Origin of the sequence: Belliella kenyensis, from assembly GCF_022549675.1 — a bacterium.
Classification (GTDB): domain Bacteria; phylum Bacteroidota; class Bacteroidia; order Cytophagales; family Cyclobacteriaceae; genus Belliella; species Belliella kenyensis.
The window spans coordinates 194,602-215,139 of the sequence record NZ_JAKZGR010000007.1 but is presented as its reverse complement, the minus strand read 5'-3'; the positions used below and the strand labels follow the sequence as shown (position 1 = coordinate 215,139).

Genomic DNA, 20,538 nt, shown 5'->3' with positions numbered 1-20,538 from the left:
GGTGAAAGTGCTTTTTGCTTTAGATACTATGGGGAATGCAGGAGCTGAAAAAAGTCTTTTACAGATTTTGCCATTTTTTTCCAAAGAGATTGATTACCAGGTGGTTTATTTGTACCCAAGACATGACCTTCGAGAAGAATATCTTGCAGCTGGGATTCCTTTTGAATTTTTGGATTTAGAAGGGAATTATGATTTTTGGAGGGGGTATTTTCGATTAAAGCAATTGGTTGAAAAAGAACAGCCTGATTTGTTGGTTTCTTCCTTGATGAGAAGTAACCTCCTTTGCAGATTGTTGTCAAGATTTACAGGCATCCCTTTGATTGGGACATTTGTCAATGATAGTTACAGCGAGCACCGACTAGCAGCCAAAAGAGGGGCTCAGTTATGGAAATTCAAATTTTTTTGGGCATTGGATCGCATGACGGCAGGAATTCCGAAGCTGTATATCTCCAATTCATGTTATATAGCCGAGTCCCATGTGAGGACATTGGGAGTTACCTTGTCAAAATCTACAGTGGTCTATAGAGGGAGAGCTGTTCCGAACCGAGTTTGGGATGCAAGTGAAGATGAAAGTTATCGGTTTATCTCCTATGGACGCTTATTGGAAGTGAAAGGCTTCAAGGAATTGATTGGGGCTTTTGCGAAAGTAAATGCGAAATATCCAAATAGCAGTTTGGTGATCTATGGGGAAGGAAACTACCGCCCTGAGCTTGAAAAAATGATAGAGCAGCTTGGATTGAAAGACAAAGTTTCACTCCCCGGAGTAATCTCCAATGTCACTGAGAAACTGTACGATGCAGAGTGTTTTGTTTTTCCATCTTGGTACGAAGGATTTTCAGGAGCATTGGTAGAAGCCATGATGTCAGGAATTCCCATTATTGCTTCCGATATCCCCATGAATTTGGAAGCTGTGAAAGTTGATCAGAGCGCATTGATTTATCCAGTAAAGGATGTTGAAGTTTTGGCTACCAAGATGATGGAAGCAATCTCCAATCCTGATAAGATGAAGAGATTGGGACAAACAGCGAGAGAAGAAGCCATTCAGCGCTTCGATATCAGCAAAATCGCTAAGGAATATGAAATGGTGCTTAATATCTTTTTTAAATCATATAGTTAACTAATATTAAAATTGAGAATTCTAATAATTGATACATACCCTGTTAGAAGAGGAGCGCAGATTTTTGTGTCAGATCTTGCAAGTGCTCTCTCGAACACTGGGCATGATTGCAATATAATTTATCTTTATAGTGAAATTGGCTATGGTTCTAGGTTAACATCCAAAGTAGATACATTCTGTTTTCATGAAAACCCCAAAGATTTAACTGAAAAGATTCCTGGATTTAATTTTAGACTTTTATTCAAGATCAGAAAATACATAAGGAATTATAATCCTGAGGTGATTTTGTTAAATGGTTCGAGAACTTTGAAGTATGGGGCAATTTTAAGATACCTCACTGATAAAAATCTAAAATGGATTTATAGAGTAATCGACGATGCGTCATATTGGAATTCAAGTTTCTTTTCAAACTTTCTATACAAACATTTTATTATTTCAAATTTCGATGGAGCAATTGGTGTAAGTAGGCATAGCTTAAATGCTATGATTGCACATTACAATTTCAAAAAGCCAACTAATGCCATTCATAGAGCATTTGATTTTAATAAGTTTTCAGAAAGTCTCAGTAAATTGAATTCAAGGAGACTTTTAGGTCTAAATGACAACGATGAAGTATTATTATTTATTGGGAATATTTCAAGTCAAAAAAGGCTGGATCGTTTTTTAGAGATTTCAATGAGGCTTAAAAGTAAGAGGCCTAGCTTGGTGGCATTGATAATAGGTGATGGTCCTGATCTTCTAAAATATAAAAGTACCATAGATATTCATGATTGGATATCATTTCACGGTTATCAAGAAAATGTTGGGCTTTATTTAGCCGCATCAGATATCCACATTCTTTGCAGTGATACAGAGGGTCTACCAGGAGTAGTGTTAGAAGCAGCATTTTTTAATGTACCAACTTTAGCTTCTAATGTAGGTGGTGTTTCCGAGTGTATAATTGATGGGCAGACGGGATATTTAGTGGACAAAGACAAAGTTGATGAATTTGTGAATTTAGCTGACATTTTATTTTCCGATCCTGAATTAATTGAAATTATAGGAAGAAAAGCAAATGATTTTATCCGAAACAATTTTAGAATGGAATTAACTGCTAAGTCATATTTGAAATTTTTTGAAGATGTTTTCAAAACTAACAATTAACACGTTATAGTGTCCAGTTTTTTTAAAAGCCAATTAGTTTTGGACATTAGCTCACCAGTTAATTTTTTGAACATGAAGTAATTGTAATTTTCTCAATTTATCTAGATCTTAATAAATTGAAATTAATTCCCCGAAAAACCTCCCATCTCCCCAAATCATTGATTTATGCTACCCTTTCAGGGTGCAGTTTGTGTGGTGATGTTACGATACTCAAGGCGATTCCTTGAGTTGGAGATATCAGAGGCTTTCAGCCAAGGTTCGGTAAGTGGATATTCCGGATTAGAGGGGTCAACATGCTCCAGAATATCCAGTAAGTCTTGTGAAGGAAATTAACCTTTCTGATAAGTTTAAAAGCTAGGTTAGTATTACAATAAACCATATTCCCTGAAAGGGAAATATACCCCAAATGCAAGGCCTCGCCTTGGGGTATCAAGCTACTACAGTGCACCGCGCCTTGAAAGGGCAGAATAAAAGTAGCTTATGCAGCATTGGTACCCATCTTTTAATGCATTGTAATACTAAAATAACTCCACCCTTACCTTGAATCTTCCACCAAACTCCATGATTTTTTTATGAAATAGCTTTTGATAGCTGGTATTTAGTTTGTTATGATTATAATTGGGAACTATTTATTAGTTAATAATATTATAATGTTGACTCATAAAATATAATTGAAATGAAACTAGAGAAGGTGTCAAGTAAATCGCAGAAATCTAAAGGTGAGAGGCTTGGTTGGAAAAGCAAAGGCGATGAAGTAATACATTTAGAAGTTAGACTAAATAAAGTTGTCAAACTAAGTAATTCAAACACTATTAAAATTGATTCGCAAAACTTTTTAATCCCATAAAAGAATTGGATTTTTTATTTGATGGATATGAGTTAAAATTTATTACAAAATTTTTTTCTTTTTGACTAATATAAGACCTTTTCCCGTCACATCTCTTTCTTTAATCTAATACATATTTAAAGTACATTACACCGCCCTGACCTTGAATCTTCCCAAAAATCTAAAAATCAATCCACTACTGTTAGGCATCTTGATGGTGCTGCTTTTTTACTCGCCATACTTGTGGCTTGGTCAGGATAGTGTATGGTATGCCAATGACTACTTAGAGCTTGTCGTTCATTGGTACAAGCTACTCATAGACAGCGGATCAATGTTTCATCCCAATGATACGGGCATAGCTGGCATGTTAGGGATATTGCCTAGAGGATCTTATGCTTCAGAGTTTTCTTTGATGACATGGATATTCTATAGCCTAGACACTTTCCATGCTGTCCTGTTCAATAAGCTTCTGATCCACCTTATCGCTTACCTTGCAGCCTATTACTTTTTGATCAGTTTGACGAAGGACATCATTCGTGGCCCAGTGTATTTGTATGCTTTGTTTTGGGCCTGTTCACCATTTTGGCCAGAGGCAGGGATAGGTTTGGCCTTTGTTCCAGTCTTGTTTGTGATGTTTTATAAGTTGGCTCAGGGCGAAATTCTAAGGTTAAGCCATATTTTCCTCCTGATTTTCTACTGTTTTTATTCAAGTGTACATCTCAATGGAATATTTGTCTTAGCAGTTATTGGCTTGGTAGGAAGTTATGACCTAATGATTCGAAAGCATTTTAGGACTTCCTATTGGTTGGCTTTGACCTTACTTTTTATAGCATATTTGGGGTCCAACTATAGGCTGTTTGATATTTATTACTTTCAGCGTGACTGGTTTGTTCCTCACAGGGTGGAGTTTGATATTTATAGTTTTGGCAGGTATCATGATGCATTTTGGTCAAAACTCATTCAAATACTCTTCATGGGGCAGGTACATGCGATGTATATTTCACCTTTGGTTTATGTTAGTTTGATGGGGTACATGATGTACTTGCTAAGGCAGGAGGGGAGGCAAGCTTGGAAAAGGCATCGGTTGATGATTGGTCTATTTTTGGGGATTCATGTGGTGGCGCTGCTTGCTGCGCTTTTCACTTACCTTCCTTTGGTAGAGCGGATTTCCTTGGTGCTGAAGATCAATCAATTTAGTTTTGAGCGGTTTTATTTTCTGATTTATCCATGCATGCTGTTTTTGTTTGTTTTGATGCTGGATCAGCTTTCACATTTGGGGAAAAAGTACAGCAAGCAAGTTGCCTATGTGTTAGGGATAAGCGTGTTAAGCTATAATTTTTTTATCCTAGACGATAATGTCAAAAATCAGCTGATTAAACCAATGCTAGTCATAGGGGAGAAATATCCTACTTATAGACAGTTTTTTGCGGAAGAGCAATTTGCAGAGATCAAGGCCTTTTTGGTAGAAGACCGAGCAGGAGAAGTGAAATATCGCGTTGGGAGTATTGGGATGCATCCTGCTATAGCTTCATACAACGGTCTCCAGGCTATAGATGGATACACCAGTAATTACCCTTTGGCTTACAAACATTTCCTATATGAAGTGCTAGAGCAAGAGTTGGGTTTACCAGACAAAGAGAATTGGCTTTATTGGCATTTTCAAGGCTGGGGCAATAAGGCCTATCTTTTCAACCATACCTTGGGAGATGATTTCATGCGGTTCAAATGGAGAGAATCATTAGAAATCAAGGATCCTAAATATAATTTTGAAAAATTGCAGTCTTTAGGTTGTAAATATATCCTTTCAGCAGTTCCTGTGATCCATCCACAACTTAATTTAAAAAAAGTTTTCACCCACACCAATTCCGCTTGGGACGTGCATGTGTATGAGGTAGTTTTATTTAAAGAGCAGATTTGAGCCCGGCTTTGAATATGCAATGTGCAATGTACCATGTACCATGTACCAAGTACCATGTACCAAGCACCATGTACCAAGCACCAATTTTGAAGAATATGGTACATATCGTTTTGCCGCTTTGCGGAGGCGGGGATTTTCAGCACTAAAATTCATTAGAAGCACAAAGCTTGAATTTAGCACTTCACTGTCATAGAAGCACGAAACCCCCGCTTTTGCAAAACGGCTGTTATATGCCGCTTTTCTTTTTAAGTTCCTCATACATTTCCATATACATTGGTGTTGCTAAATTGTATTTTCGTCCTTCCTTAATGACATATTCAGTCAATGATTTTAATTCGTTGTGAGGTTTGTTGTTTTTAAAGTCAGTATGCATTGATGATGTTGTTTCAAAGGGTAGTGCTTTTAATTTGTTTACAGTTTTCTCTGTGATTTCGTCTGAAACATAAATCTGTTTTACTTTTGCTATTTGTTTTACTTCTTCTATTAACGTAGTAGTCATTTTAAGTTTTTCATTGTCGGCAATAAGTTCGCCTATGCACTTATCAAAATAGGAGGTAGCCGTTGCTGTCGGTGAAATAAATATAAATTTCTCCCAAATAATTGTTGAAATATTTTTTGATAGAGATATTTCTATGTTAGCTTCTTTTAACAAATTTTCAAGCAATAGTAATTTGTCACTAACAAAGTTGTCAAGCCCGAAATAAAGCGTTTGAATGTTACCGCTATTTTCAATTACGCCAACCTGTTTCAAACGGGAAACTATATAAGCACAACCGTCCAAAACAATGTTGTCGGGAAAAATGTCCTTAATTCGTTCTTTGCTATCAACTCCATTAAGCAATGGTAAAATTATGGTGTCTTGATTTATGCAAGGTCTTAATTGCTTAATAACTGCTTCAAGGTCGTAGCTTTTCGTGGTTATGATAATAAAGTTTGCAATGCCAATTTCAGCAGGATTGTCTGTCGCTAATGTTGGTTTGGCAATAAATTCACTTTCCCCTTTTATTACTTTCAAACCATTAGCTTGAATTTCTTTAAGGTGTTGTCCACGAGCAAAAAAGTTGATTTCAACATTTTCATTATCATAAAAATGATTCGCTAAAAGTCCCCCAAAGTAGCCGCCCACTCCGCCAATTCCAGCTATAATTATTTTCGTTTTTGTCATCATTGTTATGTCGTTCTAAAGTGGCATATATCAGACTTCCTGCCTCCTATTTTTCGATTTATCACCCAAAATTAAGCAAAAAGACTTATGATATGATCCCCTAGCCACTCGCCTTAACTCTTGTTTCTTGTCTTCGTGTATCTTATTTCCAACATTTGAACGCATCACCTTCACCCTTCAACTCTTCATCCCTTCAACCCTTCATCCCTTCATCCCTCACCCTTCATCCTTCATCCTTCATTTCACCCCTCATCCTTCATCCTTCATCCTTCATCCCTTCATCCTTCATTACACCCTTCATCCCTTCAACCCTTCAACCCTTCAACCCTTCATCCCTCATCCTTCATCCTTCATCCCTTCATCCTTCATTACACCCTTCAACCCTTCATCCTTCATCCCTTCATCCTTCATCCTTCATCCCTTCATCCTTCATTACACCCTTCATCCCTTCATCCCTTCAACCCTTCACCCTTCATCCCTCACCCTTCATCCTTCCTTTTGCGTGATATGAACAGGAGTAAAACGAAAGCAAGTAGGGCACTAATGGCACCTGACAGGAATACTAAGGGGAAATTGGCTGCCTTGTTGGCAAAAAGGAAGCCAGAAGAAATCGCTCCGATACCAATACCTGCCTCTAGTGCTATGTACATGGTAGCCAAAGCCCTACCTCTATACTGATCAAGAGATAAGTCAATGGTCCATGCGGCAATGGTCGGGGAGTTCATCCCTACAGATGCACCGAATACAATTCCAGCTAGTAATAGCTGGGTGCTAGTGGATGAAAGCGCTATCAAGAGCATGGCCAGCGCCATAGAGATGGTAGACACTTGGAGTACTGGTATCCTCCCGTACCTATCGGAGGCCTTACCCGCTATGATTCGTATGCCCAATGAGGAAAGCGTGAATACGGCAAAGAATAAACCCTTGTTTTTGATGCCTAGGAACTCTGAGTAATCTGGTATGATTGTCAGTACGATTCCAAAGGAGAATACTGCCAGAAATAAGACAGATGAAGGCATCCAGACACGTTTTTCAATGATTTCATGACGCTTTAGTTTGAAGTGACTGAGGTTTAGTTTCTCTTTTACAGGCACTGATTCTTTCAGCCTGAGGATGATTAGGATAGAGGCAATGGCTGTAGCTGCTGAGGTGTAAAATAGAGGATTGATGCCATAGTTTGCTGCTATAAGACCTCCCAAGGCAGGGCCAGCAGCCATACCCAGTGATCCGAAGAGTGATTGTATACCCATGGCTTCCCCTCTTTTATTGAAGGGGACGATATCGGCTACAAAAGCAGAAGTTCCAGTAGGAGTAAAGCCCGTAGAGAAGCCATGTATAAATCTCAAGAGTAAAAATCCCGCTACCGAGCTGATCAGAGGATACATCAGACTGACGATAAAGCAAACCGCAGCCCCAAAAACCATCACTGGAATCCGTCCAATCTTATCAGCTAGCTTTCCACTGAATGGCCTAGAGAGTCCTGCTGTCAAGGTGAAAAGTGAGATGATCAATCCCTTGTATTCTTCTCCACCCAGAGAGGTCAAGTAGGCGGGAAGCTCTGGGATGATCATATTGAAGCTTGCAAAAAAGAGGAATGAACTGATGCATAAGATGAAAAAGTTCAAAGTGAAGAAAGGTGGAAGTATGCGTTTCAATTGCATATTGGGGAATTTTGGTACCGGCAGGTACACACCAGAGACTTTTAAATGGAGAATATAATTATGGGTAGATGCAGATAGCCTAATACCAGCTTTGATACCCTATCACACCCAGATTCTTATACAAATTTGATTTTTGTAAGTTGGGTAAAATTGCTTTTCGAAGAAAGAGAAAGCCCCTTAGGTAAATCCTAAGAGGCTTTTTATGGGTTTAGATCAATCTTGGCTAGCTTCCTCTTCGTTTTGAGCAAGCAAAAATGCCTTGATAAAGTCATTTAGTCCACCGTCTAATACTGACTGTGCATCTGAGGTCTCGTGTGCTGTCCTTGCATCTTTGACAAGCTTGTAAGGATGAAGTACATAATTCCTAATTTGCGAACCGAAGTCAATTTTCATTTTGGTAGATTCGATTTTAGCCCTTTCTGCATTTCGCTTTTCCATTTCCATTTGGTAAAGCCTTGATTTTAGCATTTGCATGGCTTTTTCTCTATTGGCCAGCTGGGATCTTTCTATCTGACAGACTACTACAATTCCCGTAGGCTTGTGTGTAAGCTGTACTTTGGTTTCTACCTTGTTTACATTCTGTCCACCAGCACCACCTGATCTGGAGGTATGGAGCTCTACATCTGCTGGATTGATTTCAATTTCTATCGTATCATCGATCACAGGGTAGACATATACAGAGGCAAAAGAAGTGTGTCTTCTTCCGCTGCTATCAAAAGGAGATATTCTTACCAGTCGGTGTACTCCGATTTCAGATTTCAAAAATCCATAGGCAAGTGGCCCATCAAATTCCAAAGTCACAGACTTGATACCTGCTACCTCTCCTTCTTGAAGATCTACTTCACGTACTTTGTAGCCATTTTTTTCACCCCACATGATGTACATCCGCATCAGGATGGAAGCCCAGTCGTTACTTTCTGTACCACCTGCTCCAGGGTTGATCTCCATCAATGCGCTAAGCTGATCTTCCTCGCCGCTTAGCATTTTTTTGAGCTCTAGGTCTTCGACTTCTCGAAGCACCCTGCTGTATTCTGATTTTAGTTCTTCTTCTGGTACTTCGTCCATAGCGTAGAACTCATAAAGTACCTCCAAATCTTGAATTCCTGTTTCTATTTTCTCATAGGAGTTGGTCCAGGACTTTTTGCTTTGGATCACTTTCATGGTTTTTTCGGCTTCTTCTGGATTGTTCCAGAAATCTGCCTGGGCTGATACTGCCTCTAGATCTTCGATTTCTACTTTCTTACGATCGTAGTCAAAGATACCTCCTCAAAGCCGATACTCGGGCTTTCAAGTCTTTCAACTGGTCTGATGTCATAATTTGATTTATTTATTTTGAGGTGCAAAAGTCGGAAAATTATTAGTCTTAACCTATTCTAAGATGCATCATCATAGAGAATGATCAGCTTTATCTTTTTTCTACCTTGCTGCTTGAAATGCTTGTAGCGCACTTTGGATAGTGCAAATCCTGTCCCAAGGAGAACTCCAGTACCGATCAAAGCACTTTCATCGACTTTCCAGTTTTTCTCCTGATACAGATTGTTTACCAAGTTGGTAGTCAGCCATAATGCCCCTCCGCCATAGCTCAATTTGGAAAGGTTTCTTAGGGTGTGGTTTCTTGGATCTTTGTCATGAATATAGACTGATGTGATATCTTCAGGTCTTAGGATATTTTCCGAAAGGATGATGATATCTTTTTCTATGTCTTTGATGACATCTGTGATGTAGTAAGCATTGTTTTTTGTTTGATAAGTGAAAGATTCACCTATTTCATACTTCAATCTTGTTTTTTGGTTGTTGCCTTTTTGAAGTAAAATAAATTTTTGACCATAGGCCTGAAAGCAAAGACCAATAAAAAATGCTGAAAAAAGAAAAGTCCTGATGGGTAATTGCATAGCTATATAACTTAACGATAGGCAGGATCGTGGCACTGGCTGATACTTAAGGTTTTGGTTCTAAATCAAAATAAAGAAAGACCCGTGAGGTTGCTTTTATTCAACCTCACAGGCCTTACTTGTCAAGATTAATTAGAGCTTGATGATCCAGCCGTGGTTGTCTTCCGTTTTGCCGTATTTGATTTGATCCAATTTGTCCAATACCTGATTGCTAAAAGCTGATTGATCTTTTTCAGGCAGTTCATAGTCATTTCCATTTACGTGGATTTTGGCGATATGGGCTATGGTAGCAGCTGTGCCAGTCCCGAAAGCCTCCTTCAAAGATCCTGATACCAAAGCATCTTCAAGTTCAGTGACACGAAGAAATCTTTCTTCTACCTTGACACCCATCTCTTTTGCTAGGGTCAATACAGAGTCTCTAGTGATGCCCTTTAGAATGGTGCCTGTGGTGGTGGGAGCTGTGATGAGTGTGTCGTTGATCATGAACATGACGTTCATGGTGCCACTTTCCTCGATATGCTGATGAGATTTGCCATCTGTCCACAGAAGCTGATCGAAACCTTCTTTCTGTGCCAGAAGTGCGGGATAAAGTGATCCTGCATAGTTGCCAGCAGCTTTGGCAGATCCTGTTCCACCTTCCGCAGCGCGGGTATATTTGGTTTCTACTTTTACAGATACAGGCTTGGCGTAGTAGTTTCCTACTGGACAAGTGAAGATGATGAATTTGTATTTTTCAGAAGGTCTTATGCCTAAGTAGTCATCTGTGGCAAATACAAATGGTCTGATATACAGGGAATACCCAGGTTTGTTTGGAATCCAATCTGCATCCACTTGAATCAAGGTTTTCAAACCTTCCATGAATATCTCTTCTGGAACCTCAGGTATGCACATTCTCCTTGCGGATTCGTTTAATCTTTGTTGATTGGCATCAGCTCTGAAGATCAATACTTCTCCATCTGCATTCTTGTAGGCTTTCATACCTTCAAACACAGACTGACCATAATGCAAAGTGGCATTGGCAGGATTGAGCTGAAGAGGCGCATAGGGTTCAATACGGAAATTCCCCCAGTTTCCATTTTCAAATTCTGCCACAAACATGTGGTCACTGATGGTTTGTCCAAATTTTAAATCATCAAAATTGGTAGATGCTATTTTAGACTTGGAGGTCTTATTGATGTCAATGGTTAATGTCGTATTCATCTGTTTATGATCTTGGATTCCAAATTACTTCTTCTACGTCAAGTTCGATTGCCATCAATCGTCCAAGTACAAAAAGATAGTCAGAAAGTCTATTTAAATATTTAACTAAAATCTCGTCAACGGTCTCTATTTCCATTAGGTCTATTACTGCTCGCTCAGTTCTCCTACACACTGTCCTAGCCACATGACAGAAAGAGACGGCTTGGTGTCCACCTGGGAGAATAAAATGTTTCAAAGGTGGTAATTTTGTCTCCATGGCGTCTATTTCACGCTCGAGGATTTCCAAATCATCTTCGTGGATATCTGGTCTTTTTACATTGGTCTTACCTACTTCGGTCGCCAAAGTAGCACCTATCGTGAAAAGCCTATCTTGAATTTCTTTGAGGATATCTATTCTTCCCTTATTGACTTCTTGATCTCTGAGTAGTCCGATGAAAGCATTCAATTCATCGACTGTCCCATATGCATCAATTTTTGGATGTCCTTTGGGAACACGTTTACCTCCTAGAAGGGAAGTTGTCCCTTGATCTCCTGTTTTTGTGTATATTTTCATATATCCCCTTGTTGAACAAACCTATCTGCTTCACTTTAGAAGCACAAAAATAACATTCTATTTGGACAATAAGGTCAAATTACTCTTCTATTTGAACAATTTGAGCACGGGTAGGATTTGGATTGATTTCGTCAGTCTCCACGAGTCCGTCTCTTAGTCGAATCACACGGTGTGCATAATGGGCTATATCATCTTCGTGTGTCACCATGATGATGGTGTTGCCCTTTTGATGCAATTCATGAAAAAGCTCCATGATGCTGTAGGAGGTTTTGGTGTCCAAGTTACCTGTAGGTTCATCTGCGAGAATGATACTAGGGTCATTCACTAAGGCCCTGGCGATGGCTACCCTTTGTCTCTGACCTCCAGAAAGCTCATTTGGCTTGTGATGTACACGATCTGCCAAGCCCACATTTTTCAAAGCCTGAAAAGCTTTTTCTTCTCGATCTGATTTATTGTATCCTGCATAGATCAATGGCAAGGCGACATTCTCCAAACATGATGCTCTGGGAAGTAGGTTGAATGTCTGGAAGACAAAGCCAATTTCCTTGTTTCTGATCTCAGCGAGTTCGTTTTCAGACATGTCACTGACATCTTTTTCATTCAAAATATAGGTGCCGTCGGTAGGAGTGTCTAGACAGCCTATGATATTCATGAGGGTGGATTTTCCAGAACCTGAAGGGCCCATGAAGGCTACGTACTCTCCTTTATTGACGGATATTGAAACGGACTTCAAAGCTCTAACTTCTTCAGACCCCATTTTGTAGATTTTTTTGATGTCGGATGTTTCAATAATTTTTTTCATCTGTTTTAAAATTTAATTGGACAAGTTTTGCACTTGCTTGGAACGGTGAGGTGGCCTATCTTGAACTTTTCAAGCCTGACTTGAGCCAGGCCTTTTTGTATAGCGCATTTTCGAAATGACAGCTTGTTGTCAATTAAGGATTTCTGCTCCCAAATTAATCAAAAGTATGTAATTCGGAAAACGCTTTTGATAAACGGTGCGATAAGTTAAAGGTTTTCCATCAATAATTTCTCAAACTCATTCTTTTCTACCCAATTTGCCAACTCCTCCAACGCTTTGGTTGCGTAATTGCCAAGTCCGATTGTTCTGCTTTCTTTTGCGTAAGCCATCCACAATTTAGGATCTTTGTTGTGCTGTATCGCTTCTTGAAGGATCTCATATCTTTGCAAAGCATCATTCAATTGAGCAACTTCTAAAAGAATCAAAGGTGTCAAATAGGCATTTCTAGTAGGGGATAATTCAGGTTTGATGAGTTTTTTGATGTTTTTGGGCAGCTTATCAGTTTTTCCGTTTTTCAAATATGCCACATAGCTATCAAATTCATCTTCATCCCATATGGTATTTTCTGATTGTGTTAAAATGGACTTCAAGAGTTTCATTTCCTCCATGCTGAACCAATGTGCTTTGTGAAGCATGAGAAAATAAGCCAAGTCTGTTTTTAGATTGTCAGCCGAAAGCATATTCATTTCTGCCAGAAGTTGCTTACCTGTTTTTTGATGAAACTTTCCCAATATTCTAAAAAAAGCCACTTGGTCATTGCTTATCAATTCACCATTAAGCTCAAATGTCATCCATGGTGGAAAAGATGCTTGAAATCTTTCGATATAGGCTTTTGCTGCTGCTTCTCGATCTCCAAAATATAGCACTGCAAGATGATGGGGTTTGATTTTCGTACTTTGGGTAGCCACTGCAAGTGCCAGCTCCTTGGCTGCTTTTTCCAAATCCACCTGACTGATCAAGAGGTCCGCAGCTAGCAATTGGAATTCTTCGGCTTGATTAGGATAAGTGATTACTGCTCCAGAAAGGTATTTTAGGGCTTCGTTGATCTCATCGTCTTGGATCAATCTTATGATTCTGGACCCTAAAAAATTTCTTTCATGTAGACCAGTTTGAGCAATGGAAATCAGGCTATCTATGTAGCTTAGATCTGTTGTCAGAGGACTATTTGTATGATTGCTCCATTGGTTTCTAATAGCAGCAGCTTTCACGATCTCTATATTAGGGACCTGCTGAAAATCAACTGTAAAGTCAGCAAAATTCCCTTTTTTGTTTTCCAAAGCTAGCAAATTGATGTGCTGAATAGGGTCGTCTTTTGGTTCTACATCTTTTTCCAAATCTATTTGGTGTCTTACGGCTAAAGCCAAAAGGTTGGCTTTTACTACTTCCGAGGGATCTTCTAGGTCTTTTAAAACTGAAATGGCTTCTTTTGGCCTGTTTGTCTTGGCATAGAGTAAGGCCAAGTTATTGGCTAAGTATTCGTTTTTAGGAAATTTTTCAAGCCCCTTTTCTAGGTAAAAAATGGCGTCAAGCACTTTATTGGATTGATGAAGCTTATTGGAATAGAGTATAATGTTCAATATGCTTGGAGCAAAATCAAAACTCTCCTCCAAATGTCTGAGACCTAATGCTGGCTGTTTTTCTGAGAAATATAAATGTGCCGTCATATTTTTCACCCTATCATTGCGATGATACTGATCCCAGGCATTTTCATAAAGGATACGAGCATGCTGCGGCCTGTCTGTCATGTAATAATAATCAGCGCTGAAAATCGAAGAGGCACTTGAAAGCTGCGTGACGATGATGCCGTTTGCGAAAATCACCAAAATGACCAAAGTCATCACTGAACCAATTCTCATGTGAAAGTAAGCGAAAAACTGTGGCTTGAATAGCACTTTTTCTATTTCACTCCCCTGATTGATAATGCTTGAAAAATTGGTCATCAGATAGCCAAAAAACAATAAACTCAAAGCAATCTGACCATACAGAAAGGTGTGATTAAGAAAGTCTATCAGGGCTTGATTTTCTGTGTAGAGTCCTTTATTCCATGTCAATATACAAATTGCAAAACCAATAAGGTAGCATGATGGCCCCACTATGGGATGGTCATAAACTTGGGTTGTCTGATCAATTTTAAATTGTAGCACATAGTACCCTAATAGACCAGCCAAGATCATCAATACAATCGGTGGAAGGGTGGGGAAGGGAAGGCTCACTTCACCCATCAGCTCTAGCAGGGTAAATAGTACGAGGAGAAAGTAAAGTGAGCTCAATATGGTGATATGCCAGCTGATTTTGAGCTTGACACCTTGATTTAGCTTCAGTAAAAATATTGTACTTCCTGAGATAAAGGCATGACCAATATGGAAAAGGAATAGGCATGAAATGACAGCTAAAGGCAAGGTAAGGTTCTCTGAGACATACAAAAATGGCTCTTCTATGGGAGAAAGGTAGATAAGAAAAACAAATGCAAGCGTCTGGATGGAAGTGACTAAGATCAATCTTTGAAGTAAAGTCCAATGACTTTTGAAAAAGGAAATAAATCCAATAGGGAGCAGGGACGCACTCATCATGATGATCAAGGGAAGATTGCCACCTACAGTCATCAAGTTAAGCCCGCTCAATCCTGAAAAAGTGAGTAAGAAAATAATTCCAGCTGCTCCACCTATGAAATACATTCGCTTGAAAGTACTGACCAATGAGGTTCCTAACGAAATCAACAATAAGCAGAGTACTCCAATTGATTGATGAAAAAAGGGGGAGAGATTTTGGGGAAGTGATTCAATATTTTGGAAAACTATATAATTCTCCACATCTATACTAAAGATATCTGTGCCTAGCTTGGTAAGCTGAAGTGGTGTAAGAATAGGTTCAATAAAATAACCATTCAATAACCTAGATACAGGATAGGGATTGGTGAAAAAGAGAATCAAGAGGAAAAGGCCTCCAAAAGCTGCAAGCGCTCCTGGTAGGCCTTTGAAAATGATATTGGATATTTTTCGTTGATTTTCTATGGTCATTATTCTAGAACCTTTGGAACGCGGAAGTAATCAGAGTCACGCTGTGGTGCATTTTTGAGGCCACTTTCATGTGCTAAGTGCTCGCCTACTTTATCTTCTCGCAATACATTTATTTCTGAGGACATGGTAGTGATCGGTTCCACTTTATCAGTGTCTATTTCATTTAGTTGCTCCACCCAATCTAGGATTTGACTCATGTCTTGGGTCATTTTCTCAGCACTGGCTTGATCAAATTCAAGTCTGGCTAAGTGGGCAATTTTCTTTAAAGTATTGGTGTCGATTTTCATAACTTACAATTTACTTAAATATTCATTCCATTGTCTTTCAATAGCTGTGCCTGAATGGTATCAAAACAGTGCCTTTTGATATCTTGAAGGCTTTCCTTACCCAAACCCTGAGTAGATACAGCAGGATGAAAGGTCATCTTCCCACGCTTGAAGTGAAGTCGAATGGATTTTTGATCAGGTAAAATTAAATGATTATATGATAAAGTGACAGGAATAATTGGGATTTGTTTTTCTAAGGCCAAAGTAAATGCACCATCTTTGAAATGACTCATGAAAGGTGGGTTTTGAGTGATCATCCCCCCCTCTGGAAATATGACCAAGCTGCTACCATTTTCCAAGACATTCTTAGATCTCAAAAGCACCTCAGCGCGACTTCTAGCACTAGAGCGATTGACCGCAATGTGTAATTTCTTGAAATAGTATCCGAAGAGTGGGATTTTTCCCAGAGAACTTTTACCTACAAATACGACATCGCCGGGCACAAATCCCATCATCGCAATGTCTAGGTATGAGAAGTGGTTGGCAACGAATATGTAAGCTTGATCTTTTTTGACATACGCTTTGCCTTCTATTTTTATAGGTTTGAAAATGAGCAGAAAGTACAAATTTGCCCAAAACCTGTTGATCTTTCTCCCATATTTTTTCATGTCTGGAATCCATATACTCAAAAGTATCAATGGAAACAAAATCAGAAAACTAAGGCAGAAGATCAAAAATCCATAAACGGTATAAAGTGTTCTCAAAAAGTTCATTGATTGACCATATGGTTTGCTACTTGGACAAAGTATTTCAACATAGCTTCTCTGGTATTCTGGTCCATTTCGACCTTATCCATTGCTGCAAACATACAGTTGAGCCATTTGTTTCTCATGTTACCATCAATTGCCCATTGGAAATGTCTTTTGCGCAGCATGGGGTGACCACGCATCTCCGAGTAGGTCTGCGGTCCACCAAATACTTGCTGCAAGAAGAGAAATAGTCTTTCCTCAGCAGGATCTAGCTCCTCTGGGTATAGGGCAAGGAGTTCTGGTGTCTGCTTTACTTGTAGATAGAAAAGATGGGTTAGCTTTTTGATCTTATCTTCTCCTATGGACTGATATATAGTTTGGAATTCGTACATCTTAGAATTGACAATATGAGTGCTAAAATCAAAAAAGACTGCATAAGCAGCCTTTTTTGATTAGATTGAAAATCAGCTTATTTTTTGATTACTGAAAAGTCAAATGTTTCAAGGAATTTTGTTGTAAAATCACCTTGCTTAAACTGCTCATTTTCCAAAAGGGCAATGTGAAATGGTATCGTAGTTTTGATTCCATCGATTACAAATTCTTCCAAAGCCCTTTTCATTCTGACGATGACTTCATCTCTAGATTGACCACTTACGATCAGCTTGGCAATCATCGAGTCATAGTTTGGTGGGATCACATAGCCTGCGTATACATGGCTATCGATTCTTACGCCACGTCCACCAGGTAGGTGAAGGTTGATGATTTTCCCTGGACTCGGTCTGAATCCATTGGCAGGATCTTCGGCATTGATCCTGCACTCCATTGCATAGAGCTTAGGATAATAGTTTTTGCCTGATATTTTTTCTCCAGCAGCTACTTTGATTTGCTCTTTGATCAAGTCAAAATCAGTCACTTCTTCCGTGATAGGATGCTCTACTTGTATCCTGGTATTCATCTCCATGAAGTAGAAGTTTCTATGCTTGTCCACTAGAAACTCAATAGTGCCAGCTCCTTCATAGCCTATAGCTTCAGCACCTTTGATAGCTGCATTGCCCATAGCTTCTCGGAGTTCGTCCGTGATGAATGGAGAGGGAGTTTCTTCTACAAGTTTTTGATGTCTTCTTTGGATAGAGCAATCTCTTTCGGAAAGGTGACAGGCTCTGCCGTTGCTATCACCGACTACTTGTATTTCAATGTGGCGAGGTTCTTCGACAAATTTTTCTAGGTAAAGACCATCATTACCGAAAGCTGCTCCAGATTCTTGACGAGCATCATCCCATGCTTTTTTGAATTCACTTTCTTGCTTGACGATTCGCATTCCTCTTCCACCACCGCCAGCAGTTGCTTTTAGGATGACAGGATAGCCCATTTCGTTGGCTATTTTGATGCCTTGCTCCATGGACTCAAGGAGACCCTCCGATCCTGGGATGGTAGGCACTCCAGCTTCTTTCATAGTAGCTTTTGCGGTAGCCTTGTCACCCATTTTATTGATCATCTCTGGGCTGGCACCGATGAATTTGATTTTGTATTCTTCACAGATTCTGGAAAATTCGGCATTCTCAGACAAGAAGCCATATCCAGGGTGAATAGCATCAGCATTGGTGATCTCCGCAGCGGCGATGATTCTAGGGATATTCAAATAAGATTCTCTACTTGGGGGAGGACCTATGCAGACCGCCTCATCTGCAAACCGAACGTGTAAGCTGTCCTTGTCTGCGGTGGAGTATATAGCTACAGTTTTGATGCCCATCTCTTTACAAGTACGGATCACCCTGAGCGCAATCTCTCCTCTATTGGCTATAAGTATCTTTTTAAACACAATTTTTGGGTTTGGTAAATAAAATAAAATTAACCTGCTGGATCTACCAAAAACAATGGCTGATCGTATTCTACTGGAGTAGCATTCTCTACTAAAATTTTAACGATTTTTCCAGAAACTTCAGATTCAATTTCATTAAAAAGCTTCATGGCTTCGATAATACACACTGTCTGTCCTGAGCTGATAGTATCACCTACGTTCACAAATGCCGGTGAGTCAGGGTTTGGAGTCTTATAGAATGTCCCGATCATTGGGGATTTGATCTCGATATATTTAGAAGTGTCTTCTTTGGCAGGTGCAGCAGGAGCAGCAGGTGTAGATGCAGCGGGTGCTGGCGCAGGAGCTGGTGCCGCTACAGCAACAGGAGCAGGAGCTGCTACATATTGAGCTTCAGAATTTTTCTTTATGGAAAGTTTGAACTCTTCAGTTTCGATTTTCACCTCTGCAAGTCCAGAGTTTGAAATAAAATCTATCAGGTCTTGTATCTCTTTTGCTTTCATAATAAGTAAAGTTCAAAAATCAGTCAGGCTGATTATAGTTTTTGTTTGGGTTAAAATAAATAACAATGCTGTGTAAGTTAGCTAAATCACACAGGTTTTAGAAATTATTTTACTCTTTCTGAGTAAGAACCATCACGCGTGTCTACTTTGATCATGATGTCTTGTTCTACAAATAGGGGAACCATGACCGTAGCACCAGTTTCTACTGTTGCTGGTTTCAAGGCGTTGGTTGCTGTATCGCCTTTGATGCCTGGCTCAGTGTAAGTGATCATCAACTCTACAAACGGAGGGAGCTCCACCGTGAGAGGAGTCTCTGTCTCTGCATGTACAAGGACATCTACCATTTGGCCTTCTTTCATCAAGTTAGCTCTTTCGATAAGTTTTTCATCTATTCTTACTTGCTCGAAAGTCTCCGTATCCATGAAATGAAGCCCCATATCATCAGCGTATAAGTATTGATGAGGTCTCTTTTCTACTCTAGCGGTAGTTACTTTTTCTCCTGAGTTAAAAGTTTTGTCAAGGACCTTTCCACTCGTCAAACCCTTTAGTTTGGTCCTAACAAAAGCCGCGCCTTTACCAGGTTTTACATGCTGGAATTCCACAATGGTGTAAATGTCATTGTTGAATTCTAAACACATTCCATTTTTGAAATCTGCAGTACTCGCCATTATTATTTAGTTATTTTGTTACTGAATTAATTAGAATCATAGCCCCACTTGAGGTAGATAGAGCCCCAGGTAAATCCTCCTCCAAAAGCTGCAAGGATGATGTTGTCTCCTTTTTTGAGCTTACTTTCATAATCCCATAGGCAGAGGGGTAATGTTCCTGCTGTGGTATTGCCGTATTTTTCTATGTTCATCATCACTTTATCAGGTCCTACTCCCATTCTATTGGCAGTAGCATCGATGATTCTTTTGTTTGCTTGATGGGGTACAAGCCATGCTACATCATCAGCTGTCAAACCATTTTTTTCCATTATTTTGGCACTGACTTCGGCCATATTGGTCACTGCGAACTTGAATACAGTTGACCCTTCTTGATAGGCAAAATGCTCTCTTGCATCTACTGATTCATGTGTGGCAGGTTTTCTACTTCCGCCAGCCTTCATATGTAAGAATGGTGCACCTGAACCATCTGCATGAAGCATACTATCCATGATACCTACTTCTTCTGTGGTGGATTCCAAAAGTACTGCACCACCACCATCTCCAAAAATAATACAAGTAGCCCTATCTTGATAATCAATGATCGAAGACATTTTATCTGCGCCTACGATGATCACTTTTTTGTGCATGCCTGTCTCTATAAATTGACTTCCCATCGTCAGTGCATACAAAAAGCCCGAACATGCAGCTGATATATCGAAACTGAAACTGTTTTTCGCACCTACATTGTCCGCAATGATATTAGCCGTAGCTGGGAAAGGCATATCTGGAGTTACAGTGGCGCAGATGATCAAGTCAATTTCTTCTGGTGCTGTGTTGGTCTTTTTCAATAGTCCCTTCACTGCTTCTGTACCGATGACGGAAGTTCCTTGGTTTTCACCTTTGAGGATTCTTCTTTCTTTGATGCCGGTACGAGACACTATCCATTCATCATTGGTGTCTACCATGGTTTCTAATTCTTGATTGGTCAGTACATATTCTGGTACCCAACCTTGAACTCCGGTAATTACTGCTCTGGTTTTTTTCATCAAGTTTAATTTATTATGTCAAAGGATCTTCTCTTTTTTGAGACAAACCTGTTGACTGACAAGTAGATAGAGGTAAAGTATTGATAGGCCCTCTCTATCTGCTTTTTATTGAGGCTTCAAAAATATTTAAAATGTCCTGTACCGCCAAAGATTTTTACTTTTTGGGTAGCATTATGTCGTTCTTTTGGAGAATATTAAGGATGAATTCAGCCCAAAA

18 protein-coding genes are annotated in these 20,538 nt (G+C 39.4%); 3 read left to right on the top strand and 15 right to left on the bottom strand.

The features are described from left to right. Position 1: 1 nt before the first annotated feature. From MM214_RS09485 to MM214_RS09475, 3 genes are all read left to right on the top strand, one after another. Positions 2 to 1,117 carry a glycosyltransferase gene (locus tag MM214_RS09485; RefSeq protein WP_241294683.1) on the top strand — a complete coding sequence of 372 codons (1,116 nt, stop codon included), beginning with the start codon at positions 2 to 4 and terminating at the stop codon, positions 1,115 to 1,117. Positions 1,118 to 1,129: 12 nt separating this feature from the next. Continuing rightward, positions 1,130 to 2,260, top strand: coding sequence for a glycosyltransferase family 4 protein (locus MM214_RS09480; RefSeq protein WP_241294681.1), 1,131 nt, complete (start codon positions 1,130 to 1,132; stop codon positions 2,258 to 2,260). A gap of 989 nt (positions 2,261 to 3,249) precedes the next feature. Continuing rightward, entirely contained in the window at positions 3,250 to 5,004 is a 1,755-nt protein-coding gene (locus MM214_RS09475; RefSeq protein WP_241294679.1) for a DUF6044 family protein, read from the top strand. A 226-nt stretch (positions 5,005 to 5,230) separates the two neighbouring features. Here MM214_RS09475 and MM214_RS09470 read toward each other — a convergent pair whose 3' ends face one another. The 15 genes from MM214_RS09470 to MM214_RS09400 form a co-directional block, all read right to left on the bottom strand. Further along, a complete protein-coding gene (locus MM214_RS09470; RefSeq protein ID WP_241294677.1) occupies positions 5,231 to 6,172 on the bottom strand; it encodes a ketopantoate reductase family protein in 942 nt (313 codons plus the stop codon). Positions 6,173 to 6,648: 476 nt separating this feature from the next. After that, a complete protein-coding gene (locus tag MM214_RS09465) occupies positions 6,649 to 7,830 on the bottom strand; it encodes an MFS transporter (RefSeq protein WP_241294675.1) in 1,182 nt (393 codons plus the stop codon). Positions 7,831 to 8,043: 213 nt separating this feature from the next. Continuing rightward, positions 8,044 to 9,145 (bottom strand): peptide chain release factor 2 gene (gene prfB, locus MM214_RS09460; protein WP_241294673.1). Its coding sequence is split into 2 segments (ribosomal slippage): positions 8,044 to 9,084 and positions 9,086 to 9,145, totalling 1,101 coding nucleotides; the frame shifts between segments, so codons are not numbered across the junction. A 58-nt stretch (positions 9,146 to 9,203) separates the two neighbouring features. After that, on the bottom strand, positions 9,204 to 9,722 hold the full coding sequence (locus MM214_RS09455; RefSeq protein ID WP_241294671.1) for a hypothetical protein: 519 nt from the start codon (positions 9,720 to 9,722) through the stop codon (positions 9,204 to 9,206). A 132-nt stretch (positions 9,723 to 9,854) separates the two neighbouring features. Then, complete coding sequence (locus tag MM214_RS09450) at positions 9,855 to 10,922, bottom strand: branched-chain amino acid aminotransferase (protein ID WP_241294669.1); 1,068 nt, start codon at positions 10,920 to 10,922, stop codon at positions 9,855 to 9,857. A 4-nt stretch (positions 10,923 to 10,926) separates the two neighbouring features. Further along, positions 10,927 to 11,475 (bottom strand): cob(I)yrinic acid a,c-diamide adenosyltransferase, encoded by a 549-nt coding sequence (locus MM214_RS09445; protein WP_241294667.1) that lies wholly within the window; start codon positions 11,473 to 11,475, stop codon positions 10,927 to 10,929. A 79-nt stretch (positions 11,476 to 11,554) separates the two neighbouring features. Beyond that, positions 11,555 to 12,277 carry an ABC transporter ATP-binding protein gene (locus tag MM214_RS09440; protein WP_262916609.1) on the bottom strand — a complete coding sequence of 241 codons (723 nt, stop codon included), beginning with the start codon at positions 12,275 to 12,277 and terminating at the stop codon, positions 11,555 to 11,557. Positions 12,278 to 12,483: 206 nt separating this feature from the next. Beyond that, the gene (locus tag MM214_RS09435; protein WP_241294665.1) at positions 12,484 to 15,294 is read right to left on the bottom strand and encodes a tetratricopeptide repeat protein; all 2,811 of its coding nucleotides are present in this window, start codon (positions 15,292 to 15,294) and stop codon (positions 12,484 to 12,486) included. Continuing rightward, on the bottom strand, positions 15,294 to 15,581 hold the full coding sequence (gene gatC, locus MM214_RS09430) for an Asp-tRNA(Asn)/Glu-tRNA(Gln) amidotransferase subunit GatC (protein ID WP_241294663.1): 288 nt from the start codon (positions 15,579 to 15,581) through the stop codon (positions 15,294 to 15,296). The genes MM214_RS09435 and gatC overlap by 1 nt, the downstream gene beginning before the upstream one ends. Before the next feature lie 14 nt (positions 15,582 to 15,595). Beyond that, the gene (locus tag MM214_RS09425) at positions 15,596 to 16,333 is read right to left on the bottom strand and encodes a lysophospholipid acyltransferase family protein (protein WP_241294661.1); all 738 of its coding nucleotides are present in this window, start codon (positions 16,331 to 16,333) and stop codon (positions 15,596 to 15,598) included. Further along, positions 16,330 to 16,701, bottom strand: a complete 372-nt coding sequence (locus tag MM214_RS09420) for a globin domain-containing protein (RefSeq protein ID WP_241294660.1) — start codon at positions 16,699 to 16,701, stop codon at positions 16,330 to 16,332. The genes MM214_RS09425 and MM214_RS09420 overlap by 4 nt, the downstream gene beginning before the upstream one ends. Before the next feature lie 77 nt (positions 16,702 to 16,778). Next, a complete protein-coding gene (gene accC, locus MM214_RS09415) occupies positions 16,779 to 18,128 on the bottom strand; it encodes an acetyl-CoA carboxylase biotin carboxylase subunit (RefSeq protein ID WP_241294659.1) in 1,350 nt (449 codons plus the stop codon). A 29-nt stretch (positions 18,129 to 18,157) separates the two neighbouring features. After that, a complete protein-coding gene (gene accB, locus MM214_RS09410) occupies positions 18,158 to 18,628 on the bottom strand; it encodes an acetyl-CoA carboxylase biotin carboxyl carrier protein (protein WP_241294658.1) in 471 nt (156 codons plus the stop codon). A 104-nt stretch (positions 18,629 to 18,732) separates the two neighbouring features. Beyond that, positions 18,733 to 19,296 (bottom strand): elongation factor P, encoded by a 564-nt coding sequence (gene efp, locus MM214_RS09405; RefSeq protein ID WP_241294657.1) that lies wholly within the window; start codon positions 19,294 to 19,296, stop codon positions 18,733 to 18,735. A gap of 26 nt (positions 19,297 to 19,322) precedes the next feature. Then, positions 19,323 to 20,321 carry a beta-ketoacyl-ACP synthase III gene (locus MM214_RS09400; RefSeq protein ID WP_241294656.1) on the bottom strand — a complete coding sequence of 333 codons (999 nt, stop codon included), beginning with the start codon at positions 20,319 to 20,321 and terminating at the stop codon, positions 19,323 to 19,325. Positions 20,322 to 20,538: the final 217 nt, after the last annotated feature.